Genomic DNA, 19,821 nt, shown 5'->3' with positions numbered 1-19,821 from the left:
TATGCAGGGGCGCTTCAACGGTTATTCAGTGTCAGGTTCCTTTACAGCTAGAACAAGGAACAGGATAAAACTTAAAGCCAGAACTGTGCCGCTCACAATGTAGAAAATAAGCGAAAAGACATCCGGTAAGGGAATGGTATCAAGCATGAATACATACATTCCTGCGTTCAGACCAGCCGATCCGATAAGGGCAGTCCAAACGTGAAGGGTCGTTAAGAGGCTTCTTTCGGGTTTATAAACTTTATAATAAATACTCCAGGAAAATAATGAGAGCCAGCCGACCACCAGGACATGGGCGTGGACCGGACGCAAAGCATAAGAACCGGCTCCTGCCATGTGGGCTCCCATCATTACTCCAATAACTCCGAAAATAGCAGAAGCTACTAGAAGTTTTTTGCTGTGTGACACGATTATCGCTCCTTCTATTTTGATCAATCTGAAACACTATGAGTTTACCATCCTCCCCCAAATTTTGCGACTGGAAAGCTTTAAATAAAAAACGAGGCAGAGGGATGATGTCCGGTGGTGAAAACAGCTAGGCAGAGCGCACCATTTTTTACATGCGTCTATAAAAAACTTCGTCTATTCATCATCTAATATGATAAGATACAGTTTTGGCAGTGTTAAAGAAAATGGAGAATGGAGATAGAAAAATGAGAAACAGATTAATTATCGGCGGGTTTTATTTTACTGGTTTAGTCCTTTTATCCTTTGGAATAAGCCTGATTATTACAGCTGGATTAGGAGCCGGGCCCTGGGACGCCCTGTTTGTTGCTCTTTCATATAATATCGGACTTACCGTAGGGAGCTGGACCTTTATTGTCGGGTTTATTCTTATTTTGCTTAACGGGCTTCTGTTAAAACAAAAGCCTGATTTTTCAGCACTTATCACTATGTTTGTAATTGGCAGTTTAGTTGATTTTTGGCTGCTTGTCGTTTTTGCCGATATCACAATAGCAGCATTGGGGAGCAGGCTGCTTATTCTGCTGACCGGTATTTTAAGCGGTGCGGCAGGGATCTCCTGCTATTTGCAGTCTGATTTTGCCCGTAATCCTATCGATCAGTCAATGATGGTATTTCATCAGCTGACCGGTAAAAGTTTGTCATTTTCCAAGACCTTTCTGGAAGTGGCAGTTCTTATTGTTGCTTTCTTTATTGGGGGGCCAATTGGTGTGGGAACTTTGCTCGTCGCATTTGGAATCGGTCCGCTTATACAGACGTTTTACAAACCGGTCACGGCTTTAAGGACGAAGGTTTGCGACAGCGGGGAAATAAATAAACAGACAGCATAATCGTTAAATTACTTGTATATTGGAAAAAGCAGGCGTCCCCCGGGGAGCCTGCTTTTTGATTTCTATATAAGTTAACGAAGCTTATACTATTTTTCGCTATGATACTAACCGACGATATCCGCCGCGGTAAATCTCTGCAATAGACTTTTTTTGTTACTAAATAATGAAAGCCCTGCCTCTCTTTCATCCTTGCGGCTCCGAGACCGCGCCAGTGTAACTCAGGCATACTCGAAGTGTTCACAGGATTCCAGAATATAAATCAATATAGTGTGTAAGTGATGTCATAAGACCGGGGTCACTTACCAATTACTTGAATCGGTTAATCAGAACGATCGTGCTGAAATGAAACACAATAACCAATTTAAACATATATATGAGTATATGTCAACTTTGCATACCATAAACTGGGGGGTCAGACCCCCCAGTTTATGGTATTTAATTTTTCGCATAAAAATAGTCGGAATTAAGAGCGGGATTATGTATAATGGAATAATATAATAAAAGATGCTTTTTAGTAAGGAGGCGGCCAGTGAAAAAATTAAACAGTCTTATATCAGCAGCTTTTTTACTTATGGGCGCCCTCATTGCAGGACTTTTTATATTTGCGAATGGAGACGGATTGAAAAAAGAAGCAGAGGAAAAAGCTCTTGCTCTCATTGAAGATCTGCATGACAGAGACATAAACGGGTTATCTGTGGAGTCTGCGGACCGGGCCAGAGAATATGGGAGTTACGCCATTTCTGTGAAAGATGAAACTGAAGGGAATGTTTATCATATAGCTGTTATTTTAAATGAAGAACAAACGGACATTGATTTTGCAATCGATGTCACCGGCACTTATGATAAATACGGATTAGCTTATTGCCATTAAATTACTTTGTAAACGAGGCGGATAGCCCAGTCTCAGGGAAGCGGATTTTATCGAAAACAGGTTTATACGGGTACTTGGAAACGGGGGAGCCTTACTAACTAAGGTTCCCTGTTTTTTTTGTAACAGCAAGGGGAAATTATAGTTAATTTGTAGGAATCTATTAAATTTTAAAAAATATTGTAAAGGCTTGCAGAAATATATGGTAAACTAATTTTAGCAATTGTCAGACCTCTCTTTGTATAACCTGCCTAGATTTTAAAATATAAAGTGTTTATTTGCTGACAGCCGCTTCCAGCTGGCTAGTTAGCTTTATTGTGCGGAGGGGGCAGCCTGATTTTTTTAGGAGGTGTGGGGAAAGAGGAGTAGGAAGCTTGCAAAAAAGTATCCTGATTAAAATGACGCAGCTAAGTTCCCAAAGTCTTTATAAAACGTTTGGAGGTATTTAATGTTGAATACTAAAATGGCCAATGTATTTAAAAAAGCAGCTATTGTTTCATTGTTATTTATGTTTTTAATGCCTATGACAGCATTTGGCGAAGAAAATGATGATGTGCATGAACTGATGATTATGACGACTACGGATATTCACTCTTATCTTATGCCTTATGATTACATGAACGATTCAGAAGTGGACAATTACGGATTAGTAAAAACGGCGACATTGATTGACCAAATTAGAGCAAATCATGATAATACTATTTTATTTGATAATGGGGATATCTTTCAGGGAAGCCTTCTTGGCGAATTGGAAGCGTCTATAGAACCTCTTGAACCGGGTGACACTCAAGCGATTATTAAAGCATTCAATGAGCTTGATTATGCGGCAGTGTCTATTGGTAACCACGAATTTAACTTCGGCCTGGACTTTTTAGACAATGCCATTGAAACATCAAACTTTCCATGGCTGAACGCTAATGTGTATGAAGCAGGTACAGACTTGCAGGAACACAGGTTCCAGCCTTATGAAATCATTGAACATGAAGTAGACGGAAAAACAATTACTCTTGGGGTAATAGGTTTTACGCCTCCACAAATCATGCAGTGGGATAACCTCCACCTTGATGGAAATGTAGAAGTTGAACATATTGTTGAGTCTGCGAAAAGATATGTGCCTGAACTGGCTGAACAGACAGATTTAGTTATTGCCCTTGCTCACACCGGTGTAAACACTGGCGACCGTGAGACAGAGCATGCGGCAGTCAGCCTTGCAAGGGAAGTAGACGGGATTGACGCTCTTGTTATGGGGCACGCGCACCAGACATTCCCTGGAAACTCCGGCTATGACCGTGTTGAAGGAGTAGATGATGCGACGGGAACAATCCACGGGGTGCCTGCGGTAATGTCCGGTTCCTGGGGAAGCCATTTAGGGACAATCCAACTTGACCTTAAAGAAGAAAACGGAGATTGGACAGTTGTCAGTTCCAAGTCTGAAGTAACAGGGGTCGAGGACGTCGAGCCTAAAGAAAGTATCGTTGATTTAATTGCAAGTGTTCACGAAAGAACGCTCGACTATGTGAACAGTGCAGTTGGAACGATTACAGAAAGCTTTAACACATTCTTCTCTCTTGTTATGGATAACGAAGTTTTACAGTTAGTTAACGATGCACAATTATGGTTTGCTGAAGATTACTTAAAAGGAACAGAGTATGAAGACAAACCATTACTTTCCGCAGCTGCTCCATTTAGAGCCGGCTACAGAGGCGGGTATACAGAAGTTGATGCAGGAGAAATCAAAGTAAGAGACTTAGCGGATATTTACGTTTATGATAATACCCTGCAAGTCGTAGAAGTAGACGGTGATGGCCTGGTCCAATGGCTCGAAAGGTCAGCAGAAAGCTTCAAACAAATTGATCCGGAAAAAACAGAAGATCAGGAGCTGCTTGCAAGTTTCAGTGCTTTTAATTACGACGTTATTGAAGGTGTCGAGTACCAGATCGATGTGACTCAGCCTGTAGGGGAAAGAATTACAAACCTTACGTATGAAGGTGAACCTGTCACTTCAGATATGACATTCTTAGTGGCGACAAATAACTATCGTGCAGGTGGCGGGGGCGACCATCTTAAAGGACTGGACGCACCGTTAGTAGAATCTTTAGTAAGCCTGAGTGTAGAAAACAGATATGTTATTTTAGATTATCTGGAGTCGCTTGGTGAGCCTTACACACCGTATGCCTCTTACAACTGGTCAATCAAACCTGTTGAGACAAACGGAAGAGTCGTATTTAACAGCTCTATTAAAGGAGCAGACCACATTGATAAGCTGGGGTTACTGGCTGTCAGTGCAACAGGTGAGCTTGTTGAAGACAGTAATAGCGGTGCTGTCTACACGTATAACTTTACTGAAGAAATGCGGGCTGGAAAAGACCAGCCTGAGCAGAATGCCGAACAGGCAATCGCTGAGCTTGAAGATCTTATGAACAGTTACATTAACGAAGGCGCCGTTAAAGGACCTCTTGTAAATCAGTTGGGTAACACACTTAGGCAGGCAAATCATCACCACAGCCATGAGCGCTACAGCCAATCTGTTAAATTTATGGAGAATTACCTTAACCATTTAAACCGCAAACCGAATGAACGCCATATTGAAGGCTCGGTGAAGGATGAGCTTGAAGAAAAAGCAGCGCAAACCATTGACCTATTAAAAAATAAATAAAGTTAATTAAAAACGGGAAACTGTTAAATCAGTTTCCCGTTTTTAATTTGCAAAAAAACAGGGGCAATATAGTAGTAATGTTTCGCATTGCTAAAAATTAGCTGGCTAAATATTTTTTTGTTAATTATGTACTAAAATTTAAGGTTTTGATATAATTATAAGTGTATTTTAGTTAGGGGGCTAACAAAAATGAACAGAGAAATGGATGAATTTGTAGCTTATCATATGGGCTTAGTCACTCATTTTATTCATAATACCCATAGTCATAAACTTTCAGATTACGATGTCACGCGTGCACAGGCAAAAGCTCTGTATTTATTGAGCCGTTTCGGTGATTTAACCCAGTCTGAGCTTCAAAAACGCCTGTATATTAAAGCTTCTACTATGAACGGCATCGTAGAAAGTATGTTAAAAAAGGACTTAATTATCAGATCGTTGAGCCAGACTGACCGCCGTACGAAAGTGATCAGTCTGACTGCTTCAGGAGCTGAACTGGAAGAAAAGCTTTGGCTTGAAATTATCAATCTCGAGAAAGACCTGATGGAAGGCTTCTCAAAAGAAGAACAGAGCCTCATTATCAGCTGGCTAAAAAGAATGAAAACAAACTTAGAAGAAAAATCTTTGAAGAAAAGTAAAGAGAAAGAAGGCGAAACTGAATGAGCCAGAAAGAGCAAAGTACGAGATTAGGGTCGGAGCCTGTTCCGAAACTGTTAAAATCTTTATCCATTCCGGCAATGATCGGAATGGTGGTCATGGCATTGTATAATGTCGTAGACACCATTTTTATTTCTTACTTTGTAGGAATTGACGGAGTAGCAGCCGTAACCATCGCTTTTCCGATTATGATTATTATGATGGCTTTAGCAGCCGCGCTTGGTATTGGAGGATCTTCGGTTATTTCCCGCCGGCTGGGGGAAAAACGGGATCAGGAAGCCAACCGCGTTTTCAGCAACATCATTTCCTTAATTATAGTCTTAAGCTTTATTGGAGTTATAGCTTCATTTACGGTCCTTGAACCTATACTCAAAATTTTTGGGGCGACCCCTGAAATCATGCAGTATGCTTTGGACTATATCTTTCCGATAACCATGGCTACTATCTTCTTTACATTTTCTTTTACTACAAACGCGATTATCCGTTCAGAAGGAAACGCTCGTTTTGCAATGATAACCATGATTATTCCATCGGTTCTTAATATCATCCTCGACCCTGTATTTATAATCTGGTTAAATATGGGTGTCCAGGGCGCGGCTATTGCAACTGTTATATCTCAGGCAAGTATCTCAATCATAGTTCTCCACTACTTTTTAACAGGAAAAAGTTCGCTTAAAATCCGTATGTCAGAAATGATTCCTCAATTGACGATTATAAAGGAAGTCACAGTCATTGGGTTGCCTGCTTTCGTGAGGCAGGTGGCAGGGAGTGTCATGATGGTGGCAATCAATGCCATGCTAATATCTCACGGGGGCGAATTTTATGTCGGAGTGTTTGGAATCGTCCAGCGAATCGCGATGTTCGCTCTTATGCCAATGATGGGAATTCTTCAGGGGATGCAGCCTATTGTCGGCTATAACTATGGAGCCAGGCAGTTTGAAAGAATGCGCGAAACCATTTTGCTTTGTTTAAAACTTGTCACCGTTTTCTCAGCGGGTGTTTTTATTGCAATGATGGCGTTCCCCGCTGCTTTTATGAGGATATTTACGGCTGATCCGGAAGTCATTGCTACTGGAGTAGACGGTATTAGAATCATGTTTGCGGCAGCTGTTTTAATAGGTGTACAGGTGGTAAGCGGAGGCCTGTACCAGGCTCTCGGGAAGGCAAAACCTGCCCTTGTTTTATCTATGGCACGCCAGGTTTTATTCCTTATCCCGCTTGTCCTTATTCTCCCTAATTATTTTGGCGTGTGGGGGGTATGGATCGCCTTTCCGCTGGCTGATATCCTCGCTTTTGCTTTGTCGATAGGATTTATGTACCGTGACCGCAAACTCTTTTTTAAAGGGAAAGATACCGATGGAGGATCAGGCGGTTTAAAAGTAAGTGAACACCCCGTGTCTTCTTAAGACTGTCATATTAAATGGCAGTCTTTTCTTTTTTTAGAGAGTGCTGGTCATAAAACATTTACAGCCTCTTTTCTTTTAGAAGAGGTACAGGTTATAAAACTAGTAACGGTGCAAATGATCGATAAGTTAATAAACTGTTTAATAATGTAATTGTTAAATTTTGTAATTTGGAGGCTGAAATGTGATGATTATCACATTTTAAAAAGCCAGTTCCATGTACACTTAAAGTGAGCCACTCTGCAAATTTTTGACAGGAGGTGACTAATATGAATTGGAAAGGAGATAAGTGGCGGGAAAGAATTTCTAAAAAAACACTTCTGATCCTGCTCATAGGAGTGTTTGCCGGCATCGCAGCTTTTTCTGTAACCGCTACCACTCTTCAGGCGACAGATACGGCAGAGTTTTGTTCAGGGTGTCATGTTATGGGGACTGTGCATGAATCGTTTAAAGAATCTAACCACGCACATCTTAAATGTAACGATTGTCATGCACCAAGGGACAGCACCGTCTCAAAAATGACATTCAAAGCGAGGGCTGGCCTCGGCCATATTTATATGAACACCCTCGGTTCTGAAGATATTCCGGATGTCCTTCATGCCACAGCAGAATCGGAAGAAGTTTTACAGAGAAACTGTGTAAGCTGCCATGAACCAAGCCTGCGGAACATTGATTTTAAGAATGCGAAAGATAATTGTATGGATTGCCACCGCCAGGTTCCCCACGGCAACAGGATTTATAAACCGGATGAGTGGCATCAGCCGCAAAGTGTAGAAGTACCCCCTACCACGCAATAAAGGAGGTCAGTAAGATGAAGTTTAAATTGTCATTACTCCTTTCCCTTATGCTCATCACAGCACTCTCCCTAATAATTGCGGCCTGCGGTTCCCCCGAAGAACCGGAGGTCAGAGATATAAGCACAGACCTTTCAGAAGATGAAATCATTAACCACGCCTTTAAAGAAGATTTCCCCCTGCAATATAACAGCTATTTAAAAAACTTGGAGCCGAGCGGAAAGGTAACATCAAAATTTATTTCAGATATTGAACCCAACCTTCCAATTCTCTTTAATAATTACGGATTTATGCTTGAGTATAACAAAACGAGAGGACATACAAACGCTGTTGAAGATGTCAATAATATTAAACGGATAAACGATTCTTCCATAGGTTCCTGTATGACATGTAAAAGTACTGCCGTTCCGCTGCTTATTGAGGAAATGGGAGACGATTACTGGGGAGCAAGCTTTCGGGAAGAAATTTTTCCAAAAACAGTCGCTCTTGGAGAAGGTTATGAAGTCGAAGAATTAGGAGAATACGGCCATATATCAGTCGGGTGCTCAGACTGCCATAACCCTCAGACTATGGAACTGCGGATTACACGACCGTCTTTTGTTAATGCTATGGAACGCCAGGGGATAGATGTAAGTGAAGCATCTAAAAATGATATGCGCTCCTATGTCTGTGCGCAATGTCATGTAGAGTATTATTTCCACCCGGATAATGGGAAAGTCACTTTTCCGTGGGACAACGGTTTAAAGCCGGAAGAGATGTTCGAGTATAAGGAAAACCAGGCAATTGAAATGGGTTTTGATTATGATTGGGAACACAGCATCTCAGGTGCGCCAATGCTTAAAGCTCAGCACCCGGAGTTTGAAATATCAAGTTACGGACCGCACGGAGAAGCCGGAGTCGCTTGCGCAGACTGCCATATGCCTTATGAACGCACCGATGGCAGAAGGAAAATCTCATCGCACCATTGGGGGTCCCCTCTCCTTAATCCTGAACAGTCATGCCGCGCCTGCCACAGCGATAAGACAGCCGATGAACTAAAAGACCGTGTGTATGATATTCAAAGAAGCCACTTAGACGCGATGGATGAGACACAGGAAGCTTCTGTCCGGGCACACTATTATGTGAACCGGATGATCACCGCTGGCGCCCCGGATGAAAAAATAGAAGAAGCCCAATATTATGTAAGGAAAGGCCAGTGGTTCTGGGACATTATTGCAGCGGAGAACTCTGACGGGTTCCATAATCCTCAGGGCGGTATGGATTCTATGAGAATGTCTGCCGAAGCATCCCATCAGGCCATTTATATAGCCTCAAATGAACTGACAAAACTGGACGAAGATCTTGAAGAACTTGAAAGGCAGATTGAAGAGACAGTACAAAGTGTTTATGACGAGGAAGATCCATATTCAAAACATGAACATGCTACAAATGATTACTTCCCTAACGTGCTGGAACTGGACAATGATTAACAGATAATAACCTTAAAAAGGGTCTTGGACGACGTGTCCATGACCCTTGATTGTTAGTTGAGTTATTAAGCTTTTCTGCAAACAGCAATTCCAAAAGGATAACGTACACCCGCCCGTTTTTCTTTTTCAAAAGCGACTCCTTGCTGGAAATAAAAATCCGTACTTTGGAAGCAAAGTTTACTATCATTAAAAAGAGAGCGGAACTCTTCTTCAGTTAATTGATGAAAATGATATGGAGAAGCGCACGGTTTTCCGCGTCCTTCACCAAAAGGTGTTGAGAGGACAAGCGTCCCGCCTGGAGCCAGCAGATCATATATTCTGTTTATAAATTCTCTATCATTCGGCACATGTTCAAGTGTTTCAAATGAAAGGACCGTATCAAAAGTGCCAATGTCACCTTTAAGCCCGCTATCCAGGGCATCTCCTGCCCGAAAAGACAAAAGGGGATGATAGTAATTTTTAGAGGCATAAGTGATAATATCCGGGTCAAGGTCTACACCTAACACAGAGCTGATATGTTTCTTTCTTGTTTTAGCCGCCATGTGTGCCCCGTACCCGGAACCGCAGGCGATATCCAGCACTTTCCCTTTTGTATAAGGGAGGGCAAAATAATACCTCGCCAGATGCTCAAGCAGCATACCGTTTGTCGGCTTCATCGCTTCAGGAATTATTCGTTCTCCAGTATCTTGTAACACATATTTTCACCGCTGTCTTTATAGAGTTATCAATTATATTACTAATATTATTAAGTGTTTGCAATGTTGAGGCAGAGAAAAAAGTCGAGAACATAATTTCTTTTTGACAGTTCCTCATTTAATTCTCCTGGCTCCTCCTATAAGTGACCAGAAAAAAACCAGCCTGGATGATTACCATCCAGGCTGGCCGATTTTTCTATTTTACCATGAGTACTGGAGCTTTAACGTGCTTCATAACTTTATGGCTGACGCTTCCGAGCACCATCGTCTGGACGGTGCCGAGGCCGCGGCTGCCGATAACAAGAGCGTCATAGGCTCCTTTATTTGCATGTTCAATAATGGATTCGGCTGCCCCGCTGCTTCCATGCAGGATCGTCGTATCATATTCAACACCCGCCTGCTCAATTTTTTCCACAAAAGGAACAAGCATTTCTTTTCGTTTCAGTGAGGCAGCATCAGAGTCGCCATATTGCAGCACGTCTGATTTGGATTTATTGCCTGCGACGACATAAAGAAGTTCGATTTTGCTGTTGTCTTGTAAGGAGGCAAGATTAACAGCTTTTTCTGCTGCTCGCATCGAATGGTCAGATCCGTCAATTGCCAGAAGTAAATGTTTAAACATGGAGTTCCCCCAATTCTAATGTCCGGAGGCTCTGCTCAAGCCGCCGATACGATTCATTAGTTCACTGCTTTCCTGATTCATACCTTTAATCTCAAATTTTACTCCACGCTGCTGAAGTTTATGCTCAATTTTATCGATTGCTCCAATAGCGGAATCATCCCATAAATGAGCGTTTGATATATCAAGGATGATTTTACGTACGTTTTCTTCATAATCCACCTGATCCAGAAAGTCAGTGACAGAAGCGAAGAACAATTGACCGTGAATTTCGTAAGTCCTCACATCCCCTGTGTCATTCAGCCAGTTTTCCACCCGGACTTTCGATACTTTCCAAGCAAAGAAGATGGCGCTGAGGACTACCCCGGCGAGAACCCCTTTTGCTAAATCGTGTGTATAGACTACCGTTCCGACGGTCACTACCATGACAGCTGAGTCGGTTCGCGGAAATTTATGAATGTTTCTTAAAGAAGACCAGTCAAAAGTGCCGATTGAAACCATGATCATGACACCCGCCAGAGCAGCGAGTGGTATTTGAACGACAACTCCGCCAAGTACGATAATTAAAAACATCAGAAAAACACCTGCTACCAGGGAAGACAAGCGGCCTGAACCGCCGGATTTAACGTTAATAACGGATTGGCCGATCATCGCACAGCCAGCCATACCGCCGAAACATCCGGTTACCATGTTAGCAATTCCCTGCCCGCGGCTTTCTTTATTTTTGTTACTGTCTGTATCTGTCATATCATCCACAATAGACGCTGTAAGCAAAGATTCAAGCAAGCCTACAATTGCTAATGCGAGCGAGTATGGAAAAATAATTAATAACGTTTCAAAGTTTAATGGAATATTAGGTAATGCGAAAACCGGAAGGGCCTGTGTTAAAGCTCCCATATCTCCTACGGTGCGCACCCCGAAATTCATAGTAATAGCTAATCCTGTCACAACAATAATTGCCACGAGTGTAGAAGGAACGGCCTTCGAAAAACGGGGGAGTATGTAAATAATAGCTAACGTAAGAGCTACTAAAGCATACATGACCCACGTTTCTCCGACAAAATGCTGCAGCTGGGACGTAAAGATTAAAATGGCAAGAGCGTTAACGAAACCGATCATAACTGACCGCGGAACAAACTTCATAAAACTGGCCAGCTTAAATACACCAAATAGCAACTGAATAATACCTGTTAAGATTGTAGCGGCCAGTAAGTATTCAAGCCCGTGATCAGCCACAAGTGTGATCATCAGCAGAGCCATTGCACCAGTAGCCCCTGAAATCATTCCCGGTCTGCCGCCAATAAAAGCTATCACTACGGCGATACAAAATGCCGCATACAGCCCTACCATAGGATCCACCCCTGCAATAATTGAAAAAGCGATCGCTTCAGGGATAAGAGCAAGAGCCACCACTATTCCTGACAGTGTGTCCCCCTTAACGTTACCAAACCATTCTTTTTTCATTTTTTCAATGTTTATCACGTTTGCACCTCTTTCTGTTTTAATAATCCCATAAAAAAAGGGCTTCTCCGTAAGAAGCCCGGTCCGACGAGAACAAAGGCATTTTAACAGGTTTTTTGAAAAAAGGAAAATGCGATGTAAGCGTCAATCATAAGCTAAATACTTTTCTATAGTCGTAATTTCTTTTGTTTACTATTATTTTTATAAAAACGGCACAACTTTAAATCAAAGACTTTATGAACAGTTGTACATACATATTTACAAGATGACCTATAAATTTACAAAACACCTAAAATATTCACAAAAGTCATACGTCTTCTCAAAAATAGCTTAAAAAAATTACTTTACTATTTAACACGTAGCAAAAATATTTTTTTAGCAGCGGGAGGAGAAGAAAGAATGACGAAATGGATTTTCAGTCTTATGACAGCATTAACATTAGTGGTGGTTACAGCTTGCGGCGAAAACAATGCCGATAATTCAGCTGAAGAAGCAGCGGCTGAGGCTTCTGCGAATGAGAACAGCAGTGAGGCGTCAAATGAAGACAATGGAGAGGCGGACGGCCGCGAAGACTGGCCTGACACATTTATTTTCGGTCTTCTTCCGACAGAAGACCAGGCAGAACTTGCTAAACGATTTGATCCTATGGTTGAGTATCTTGAAGAGTATTTAGAGATGGATGTGGAAATTTACAATGCAACAAACTACACGGCCTTGATTGAGGCAATGGCTAATGGGCATCTGCATGCGTCAACATTTGGGCCTTTCTCCTATCTGGTAGCAAACCAAAGAGCAAATGGAGAAGCATTTGCCATTCCGGTTAATGATGAAGGCGGGACACTTGATGATATCTTTTACTACGCCCAGATGATTACTTTAGAGGAGCATGGAATTGACAGTCTGAAAGATATTGAAGGCAACTCTCTTGCATATGCTGATCCGGCTTCAACTTCCGGACACCTCTTTCCAAAAGCCATGCTGATTAATGAAATTGGTTTAACGTTGGATAATGTAGACGAATTCCCTTCAGATGTTGTTTTCTCAGGAAGCCATGAAGCGTCCTTGTATTCAGTATTAAATGGTGACGTACACACTGCTGGGGTTTGCAGTACATGTATTGAAAGAGTATTCGACCGGGTAGAAGACCACGAGAATTTTGATCAGTTGAAAGTATTTCATGAGTCTGAACCGATTCCTGGAGGTCCGTATGTGATCCAGGGAGATCTTCCGGATTCGTTTAAAGAAACAGTTACCCAGGCGTTTTTAGAAATGGACCAGGACGAAAAAGGCGCCGAATTTCTTGAAGTTAACGGCTATCTCGGGGGTTATTTCGAGATTGACCATGACACCTATAACGTTGTTCAGGAAACAGCAGACGCTCTTGGAATGAGCCCGGAAGAGCTGCTGGAATAAGCATTTAAAAAGGAATCATAGGGGCAGGAGAGATACTAAGTGTATCTCTCCCCTTCCTGTCGCTATTAATACAAGAGGAAAGAGGAGATGGGACATGTCAGAAGTGGTTTTGGAAACGAAAGATTTAAGCATGGTGTTCCCGGACGGCACCCAGGCTTTAAAAAATGTGACCTTAACAATAAAAAAAGGGGAATTAGTTTCAATTATCGGCCCCAGTGGAGCAGGTAAAAGTACGTTTATGCGTTCATTAAATATGCTCAATAAACCGACAGACGGACAGATTGTATTTGAAGGGGAAAATGTACTTAAAGCAAGAGGAAAGCAGCTCCGTCAGATCCGCAGGCGAATTGGAATGGTATTCCAGCACTTTAATCTAATTAAACGGTCGCCTACTTATCAGAATGTTCTTCACGGACGTCTAGGCTATATGCCTTCTTTAAAAGGGGGATTAGGACGTTTTTCTGAGGAAGATACTCGACAGGCACTGGAAATTCTGCGACGGGTGGGCCTGGAAGACCAGGCATTTAAGAGAGCAGATGAACTTTCAGGAGGCCAGCAGCAAAGGGTAGGAATTGCCCGGGCTATTGCTCAGACGCCATCTCTTCTCTTGGCAGATGAGCCAATTGCCAGCCTTGATCCTTCTTCATCAGAAAATGTGATGACCTACTTAAAAAATGTGTGCCAGGAAGACGGGCTGACCTCCATCGTCAATCTGCATCAGGTTGATTTTGCGAAGAAATTTGCTCACAGGATTATTGGAATTAAAGCAGGGGAAGTCGTGTTCGACGGATCTCCTAAAGAACTTACTGAAGGTATTACAAATCATCTTTATTATTCGAAATAAAGGAGGGATCACATGAGTTCGCTGGCAAAACAAATTGATACTCCTGTGGAAGAGAATAAAGTACCTGATATGTATAAAGACCTTCAGCGCAGGAAAAAGGTGATTTTAAAAAACAGGCTGGTATTATGGGCCATCATCGCTGCACTCGTGACATGGGCATGGACTGGAACAAATTTCAGCATTGCATTTATATATACAGGGACTGCAAATATGGCCGCATTTATATTTACGGATTTGCTGCCCCCAGATTTTTCGGCTTTTGGCAGATACTTGCAGCCCGCCCTTCAAACGGTCTATATGAGTTTAGTTGGAATGGTCATTTCGGTGATATTTTCTATCTTTTTTGGCTTTATGGCAGCCAAAAATACGTCTTTTCATCCTGCAATAGCTTTTACAAGTCGTGCTATTATCGCCTTCCTGAGGGCAATCCCTGCTTTAATATGGGGGATCACACTTGTGGTGGCTTTTGGTCTAGGGCCGTTGGCAGGAACGTTAGCGTTAGGGCTCTCCGGGATCGGGATTTTAGGGAAAGCATTTGCAGATGTTCTGGAAGAAATAGACCAGGGGCAAGTAGATGCGGTGAAAGCCACTGGAGCCTCCTGGTTCCAGACAATGGGGCAGGGAGTCTGGCCCCAGTTTAAAACAGGTTTTGTGGCGTGGTCTTTGTATAAAATGGATTTAAATATCCGTGAAGCAGCCGTACTCGGCCTGATTGGAGCTGGCGGGATTGGTTATACGCTGCAGGGAAACATAAATTTATTTCAATACCAGCAGGCAAGTGTCGGAATTTTAATGATATTTGCTCTAATTCTTATTGTGGAGTATACCACAGCTAAAATAAGGGAGCGTTTGCTATGAGGCCTTATATTGATAAGAAAAATAAAATGACACAACAAATCTATCTTGGCTTGTTTATCATATTTTTTATTTTCAGTCTCCTGCAAGTAGGGATTCTGGATGAAAGGATTTTCCAGGCATTTTCACGTGTGGAAAATCTGCTGAAAGGGATGGTGCCGCCTGCCATTTCTGAACCTATTGATGTTGCCGGAGCAGCAGTTGAGTCTCTTCAAGTCGCCGTTATGGGGACGTTATGGGGCGTTGTTTTTTCGATCGTCCTTGCCATGTTTGCGGCAAAAAATGTATCTCCTCATATCAGCATAAGTTATGCTGTTAAAGCCTTTGCAGCGTTTGTCAGGGCAGTCCCCGCTTTAATATGGGCATTACTGTTTATTGTTGCGATTGGATTAGGGCCGACACCAGGAATTCTCGCCTTAGCAGTCAATAGTATAGGAATGCTCATGAAAGTGTACGCCGAAGCAATTGAAGAAATAGACACAGGGATCATAGATGCTTTAAAAGCAACAGGGGCCTCACAATTTCAAGTTGTCATGCAGGGGATTATTCCAAGTATCATGAGTATCTTTATTTCTTGGTCGATTTTCCGGTTTGATATTAATATCAGATATGCTGCGGTGCTCGGAGTGGTAGGGGCAGGCGGAATTGGCTGGGAACTGGTCAGAGCCTCCCGGGTCATGGCATACGATGAAGTCTTAGGAATTACTCTTGTAATTTTCGGAATGATTCTTCTCGCTGAACTTGTAACCAGGTTTCTTAAAGACAGAGCCGATATGGCAACCTTAAAAGCGATGGAATAGTAAAGGAGCGATTTTGTGGCAGTTAAGTTATTTGTAACGGATGTGGACGGCACATTACTTAATACCGAAGGACGTATCTCACAGGAAACAAAACAGATGGTGAATCAAATTAGACAGCAGGGAATGGATCTAACGCTTGCTACAGGTCGTGACCCAAGAACCTGTCAATGGATCATTGAAGAACTGGACATTATTCAGCCCATAATTACCCATAACGGGGCCTCAATTTATGATCCTGTAAAAAAAACGTATTTACATTATCAAACGTTTGATTCTGAGGAACTCTCTGAAGCTATGAAGTTTTGCAAAAAAAGAGACATCTATTTTCATATTCTTACTAAAGAAAAGATTCTTATAGAAAAACAATTCGTCCCGATATACGAAAAATACTTTCCGGAAGTTTTCGACCTTTCCATACACAGCAATCTCGCAGAAGTTAATCAGCCAATCGTAAAAATGGCCCTCGCTATGCCTGAATCTGATGTTCCTTCGGTATGGTCGAACCTGGAACAGCAATTTCCCGGGTGGTATATAGTTGCCGGAGGAGAGCAGGGAATTGACATTCATAGAAAAGCAGTAAATAAAGGAGAAGGTTTGAAAAAGCTGAGTAAAATGCTGGATATTAAACTCGAAGATATCGTCACTTTCGGAAACTACTATAATGATCTCGAATTACTCGAAGTGGCCGGAACAGGTGTAGCAGTGGAGAATGCGCCTGAGAAAGTAAAAAACGCCGCTGACAGAACAACCGCCTCATGCGGTGACTCGGGAGTGGCAAATTATTTATCTTCGTGTTTAAAGAAAATAGTTATCTGAGGGCAGGAAAGAATCCACTTTTACGTGGGTTCTTTTTTAAATGGTTTCTGAGGGTTTCATCACGCAGACGGACCCTTACTGGCGCTTGTCTTCACGAACTAATTTGACTTATCGGAGCTTCACCATAATGGATTTTCAGAAGAGGTCGCTGATCACACTGCAGACCCTGCTTTCAGTTCTTCAAATTTTATTGAAGTTACCGGCGTCTCTATATCATTTCCTGATCTTTACATCCCCTTAACGAACTCAACAAAAACGAAACAAATTGTCAAAACAAGGTTAATAGAGAGAGGCTACAATAATAATACAATTAGTTATATTAGGAGGAATGGGAATGAATATCAGGGCAGTTTTTATTGATATGGACGGTACTCTGCTTAATAGAGATAACAAAATCTCGAAAAGAAATTATGAAGCTGTTCAATTATTATTACAACAGGACATTGAAGTTTTTCTTGCAACAGGGAGACAAATGGATATTACCTTTCCATATCACCAGGAATTAGGATTAAAAACACCGATGATTTGTTTAAATGGAGCGGCGGTGTATGACTGGTTTTCGCTTGATCCCCTTTTGGTCCGTTCAGTCAATGTAGATCAGCATCTCTTATATAACCTTACTTCTGAAGAACCGTTCAATGTTATTATGCATACACCTGAAGGGATGTACTGCAAGAAGATGGACTCTACAGTTGAAAGATGGGTTGAAGAAAGCCGTAAAAATCCAGTATATGTTGGAGACTTAAAATATGCCAAACCTGTAAATGTGATGAAGTACAGTGTAATAAGCGGGTTTTCAGGTGCACCTTTTGCCCATTATTTTGAAAAAAGCGGAGAAGTCACTCGCTGGAGAGACGGGTTTGAGATTGTGCAAAAGGGAGTATCAAAGTGGTCTGCCATTGAATACCTGTTAAATAAGTATAATATAAGAAAAGAAGAGGCCGCTGCCATTGGCCGCGGACCAAACGATATACAAATGCTGAAAGCAGCGGGTACGGGAATAGCGATGGGGAATGCTTCCAAAGAGGTTAAGAAAGCAGCAGACTTCGTCACACTCAAGCAGGAAGAGGACGGCATGGCTGATTTCATAGAAAAGCACCTCATTAAATCTATTATTGCTTGAATTATAAAGCCTCCTTATGACTGTATAGGGGGCTTTTATAACACATAACTGGTATAGACAACTAAACATAACTGTAGTATAATTTTAATCAGAAAATGGTGAGGGGGGACAGGAATGATTGATGACTATTTCTCAAAAGTGCAGGAGTTGCTTGACCAAATTAAAAATGAGCAGCGCCACCTTTTAAAAGAAGTGGCTGTAAAAGCTGCAAATTCTATAGAGAATAATGGCATTATTCAGCTTTTCGGGGCGGGGCACTCCCATATATTCGGGGAGGAAGTGTTTTACAGGGCAGGCGGACTCGTGCCGGTAAAGCCGATTCTAGAAGAGGACATTATGCTTCACAGGGGTGCAGTGCGCTCTTCTATGTTTGAAAGGTCCAATGACTATGCGGCAGAGTTTGTGAAAAAACTGGAGATTGAAAAGCAGGATCTGGTAATCGTTTCTTCTACATCAGGCAGAAATGCGGTGCCGGTTGAGACGGCGATTTATGCTAAAAAACATGGGGCGTGTGTAGCGGCATTAACATCTATTGCCTATTCATCAAGCCAGGAGTCCAGACACCAGTCTGGAAAGAGATTATATGAAGTGGCAGATATAACAATTGACAACCTGAGTGTCAAAGGTGATGCGGTTCTCAGCCATCCCGGAGTTGATGTGCCATTTGCGCCGACTTCAACTGTTACAGGCGCGTGTATTATAAACAGCATCATTGCAGAAACCATCGGTATCCTCGGTGAAAGAGGCGTAAAGGCGCCCGTATTTTTAAGCGGAAACCTTGATGGAGCCGATGAGCATAATGATAAACTGATAAAACAATATAAGGACAGAATACCAATGCTTTAAAACGGGAAGGTATTGCAAATGAAGGGGGAGAATTATGAAACGATATTATTTTCAAAACGCCAGACTATACGGCGAAAGTACAACGATAGATAACCCCGTTATAGAAATAGAAAACGGAAAAGTCATCTCTGTGAAAGAAAGTGACGGCAATATAACGGAGCAGATTGATGAAAAAGTGGTATTTTCTGAACCAGTCAGGATTGTGCCCGGGTTTATTGACATTCATATCCACGGAGCAGACGGCGCAGATATTATGGATGGGACACCGGGAGCGGTTTATACTATGAAAAAGGCTCTTCCCGAAGAAGGAACAACAGCTTTCCTGGCAACGACCATCACCCAATCGGCCGAAGAAAAAATAAAGGCGCTGGAGTCCGTGCGCACAGTAATAGAGGAACAGAACCCGAATTCAGGGGCTGAAGTACTGGGAGTACACCTCGAAGGGCCGTTTATATCCAAAAAACGTGCAGGAGCACAGCCCCCTCAGCATATTGGTCCGGCAGATATCCAGCTGTTCCGGCGGTTCCAGGAGGCTTCGGGAGGAAACATTAAGCTTGTGACTATGGCTCCGGAAGAAGATAAAAATGGCGAACTCGTAAAGGAATTGACGGGTCAGAAAGTCATTCCGTCTATTGGGCATTCAGACGCGTCTTATGAAGAAGTGCGGACAGCTGTTGGCCGGGGAGTCAGCCATGTCACTCACCTCTTTAACGGAATGAGGGGAGCTCACCATCGCGATATAGGAGTCGCGGGAGGAGCGCTGCTTCATGAGGAATTAGTGACGGAAATGATTGTGGACGGGATTCATATCTCGGCTCCTATGGTAAAGCTCGCTTATAAGAATAAGGGGCCGGAACGTATCATCCTGATTACTGACGCCATGAGAGCCAAAGGCTTACAGGAAGGGAAGTTTGCGTTAGGAGGGCAGACGGTCCATGTGGAAGGTGACCGGGCAGTCCTTGAAGACGGCACATTGGCTGGAAGTATTATAAAAATGAACGAAGCCATAAGAAATATGATGGCTTTTACTGAATGTTCGTTTGAGGAAGCAGTACAAATGGCAACCATTAATCCTGCCCGGCAACTGGGAATCCAGGACAGGAAGGGCAGTATTAAGGAAGGAAAAGATGCTGACTTTAGTATAGTAACTTCTGATTTAGAAGTTGTGCAGACTTACATCGGTGGAAATAAGGTTTTTGATCGAGGAGAGTGA

General features: G+C 42.4%; 19 protein-coding genes. 15 read left to right on the top strand and 4 right to left on the bottom strand.

All coding sequences use genetic code 11. From position 1 onward, the window contains the following. Positions 1-21 precede the first annotated feature (21 nt). Complete coding sequence (locus BMW59_RS18285) at positions 22-435, bottom strand: hypothetical protein (protein ID WP_342740451.1); 414 nt, start codon at positions 433-435, stop codon at positions 22-24. 218 nt (positions 436-653) lie between these two features. On the opposite strand from BMW59_RS18285, the gene BMW59_RS18280 reads away from it, so the two are divergent. The 7 genes from BMW59_RS18280 (at position 654) to BMW59_RS18250 (ending at position 9,136) form a co-directional block, all read left to right on the top strand. After that, positions 654-1,292, top strand: coding sequence for a YczE/YyaS/YitT family protein (locus tag BMW59_RS18280; protein ID WP_093055191.1), 639 nt, complete (start codon positions 654-656; stop codon positions 1,290-1,292). A 529-nt stretch (positions 1,293-1,821) separates the two neighbouring features. After that, positions 1,822-2,163: a hypothetical protein gene (locus BMW59_RS18275; RefSeq protein ID WP_093055189.1), complete on the top strand. Its 342-nt coding sequence runs from the start codon at positions 1,822-1,824 to the stop codon at positions 2,161-2,163. A gap of 445 nt (positions 2,164-2,608) precedes the next feature. After that, entirely contained in the window at positions 2,609-4,816 is a 2,208-nt protein-coding gene (locus tag BMW59_RS18270) for a bifunctional 2',3'-cyclic-nucleotide 2'-phosphodiesterase/3'-nucleotidase (protein ID WP_093055187.1), read from the top strand. Positions 4,817-5,005: 189 nt separating this feature from the next. Next, entirely contained in the window at positions 5,006-5,476 is a 471-nt protein-coding gene (locus tag BMW59_RS18265; RefSeq protein WP_093055185.1) for a MarR family winged helix-turn-helix transcriptional regulator, read from the top strand. Continuing rightward, positions 5,473-6,876 (top strand): MATE family efflux transporter, encoded by a 1,404-nt coding sequence (locus BMW59_RS18260; RefSeq protein ID WP_093055183.1) that lies wholly within the window; start codon positions 5,473-5,475, stop codon positions 6,874-6,876. The genes BMW59_RS18265 and BMW59_RS18260 overlap by 4 nt, the downstream gene beginning before the upstream one ends. A 266-nt stretch (positions 6,877-7,142) precedes the next feature. Next, on the top strand, positions 7,143-7,670 hold the full coding sequence (locus BMW59_RS18255; RefSeq protein ID WP_093055181.1) for a cytochrome c3 family protein: 528 nt from the start codon (positions 7,143-7,145) through the stop codon (positions 7,668-7,670). 14 nt (positions 7,671-7,684) lie between these two features. Further along, entirely contained in the window at positions 7,685-9,136 is a 1,452-nt protein-coding gene (locus tag BMW59_RS18250) for an ammonia-forming cytochrome c nitrite reductase subunit c552 (RefSeq protein WP_093055179.1), read from the top strand. 65 nt (positions 9,137-9,201) lie between these two features. On the opposite strand, the gene BMW59_RS18245 is transcribed toward BMW59_RS18250, so the two are convergent. The 3 genes from BMW59_RS18245 to BMW59_RS18235 all read right to left on the bottom strand — a co-directional run bounded on the left by BMW59_RS18245 (position 9,202) and on the right by BMW59_RS18235 (position 11,929). Further along, a complete protein-coding gene (locus BMW59_RS18245) occupies positions 9,202-9,831 on the bottom strand; it encodes a class I SAM-dependent methyltransferase (RefSeq protein WP_245733221.1) in 630 nt (209 codons plus the stop codon). 196 nt (positions 9,832-10,027) lie between these two features. Beyond that, positions 10,028-10,453 carry a universal stress protein gene (locus BMW59_RS18240; protein ID WP_093055177.1) on the bottom strand — a complete coding sequence of 142 codons (426 nt, stop codon included), beginning with the start codon at positions 10,451-10,453 and terminating at the stop codon, positions 10,028-10,030. Positions 10,454-10,468: 15 nt separating this feature from the next. Continuing rightward, positions 10,469-11,929: a SulP family inorganic anion transporter gene (locus BMW59_RS18235; protein WP_177174427.1), complete on the bottom strand. Its 1,461-nt coding sequence runs from the start codon at positions 11,927-11,929 to the stop codon at positions 10,469-10,471. A 381-nt stretch (positions 11,930-12,310) separates the two neighbouring features. Between BMW59_RS18235 and BMW59_RS18230 the strand changes: the two genes are divergently transcribed. The 8 genes from BMW59_RS18230 to nagA all read left to right on the top strand — a co-directional run bounded on the left by BMW59_RS18230 (position 12,311) and on the right by nagA (position 19,821). Beyond that, on the top strand, positions 12,311-13,324 hold the full coding sequence (locus BMW59_RS18230) for a phosphate/phosphite/phosphonate ABC transporter substrate-binding protein (RefSeq protein ID WP_093055175.1): 1,014 nt from the start codon (positions 12,311-12,313) through the stop codon (positions 13,322-13,324). Positions 13,325-13,418: 94 nt separating this feature from the next. Continuing rightward, complete coding sequence (gene phnC / locus BMW59_RS18225; protein WP_093055173.1) at positions 13,419-14,168, top strand: phosphonate ABC transporter ATP-binding protein; 750 nt, start codon at positions 13,419-13,421, stop codon at positions 14,166-14,168. A 12-nt stretch (positions 14,169-14,180) separates the two neighbouring features. Next, a complete protein-coding gene (gene phnE, locus BMW59_RS18220) occupies positions 14,181-15,026 on the top strand; it encodes a phosphonate ABC transporter, permease protein PhnE (protein ID WP_093055171.1) in 846 nt (281 codons plus the stop codon). After that, positions 15,023-15,823, top strand: a complete 801-nt coding sequence (gene phnE, locus BMW59_RS18215; RefSeq protein ID WP_093055169.1) for a phosphonate ABC transporter, permease protein PhnE — start codon at positions 15,023-15,025, stop codon at positions 15,821-15,823. The genes phnE (BMW59_RS18220) and phnE (BMW59_RS18215) overlap by 4 nt, the downstream gene beginning before the upstream one ends. Before the next feature lie 15 nt (positions 15,824-15,838). Next, the gene (locus BMW59_RS18210) at positions 15,839-16,639 is read left to right on the top strand and encodes a Cof-type HAD-IIB family hydrolase (RefSeq protein ID WP_093055167.1); all 801 of its coding nucleotides are present in this window, start codon (positions 15,839-15,841) and stop codon (positions 16,637-16,639) included. A gap of 334 nt (positions 16,640-16,973) precedes the next feature. Beyond that, complete coding sequence (locus BMW59_RS18205) at positions 16,974-17,762, top strand: HAD family hydrolase (protein WP_093055165.1); 789 nt, start codon at positions 16,974-16,976, stop codon at positions 17,760-17,762. A 114-nt stretch (positions 17,763-17,876) separates the two neighbouring features. Continuing rightward, complete coding sequence (locus BMW59_RS18200) at positions 17,877-18,608, top strand: SIS domain-containing protein (protein ID WP_093055163.1); 732 nt, start codon at positions 17,877-17,879, stop codon at positions 18,606-18,608. 34 nt (positions 18,609-18,642) lie between these two features. Next, entirely contained in the window at positions 18,643-19,821 is a 1,179-nt protein-coding gene (gene nagA, locus BMW59_RS18195; protein WP_093055161.1) for an N-acetylglucosamine-6-phosphate deacetylase, read from the top strand.

Source organism: Salipaludibacillus aurantiacus (assembly GCF_900111295.1).
In the GTDB taxonomy this organism is placed as follows: Bacteria; Bacillota; Bacilli; order Bacillales; family Salisediminibacteriaceae; genus Salipaludibacillus; species Salipaludibacillus aurantiacus.
This window is presented reverse-complemented; position numbering and strand designations above follow the sequence as displayed.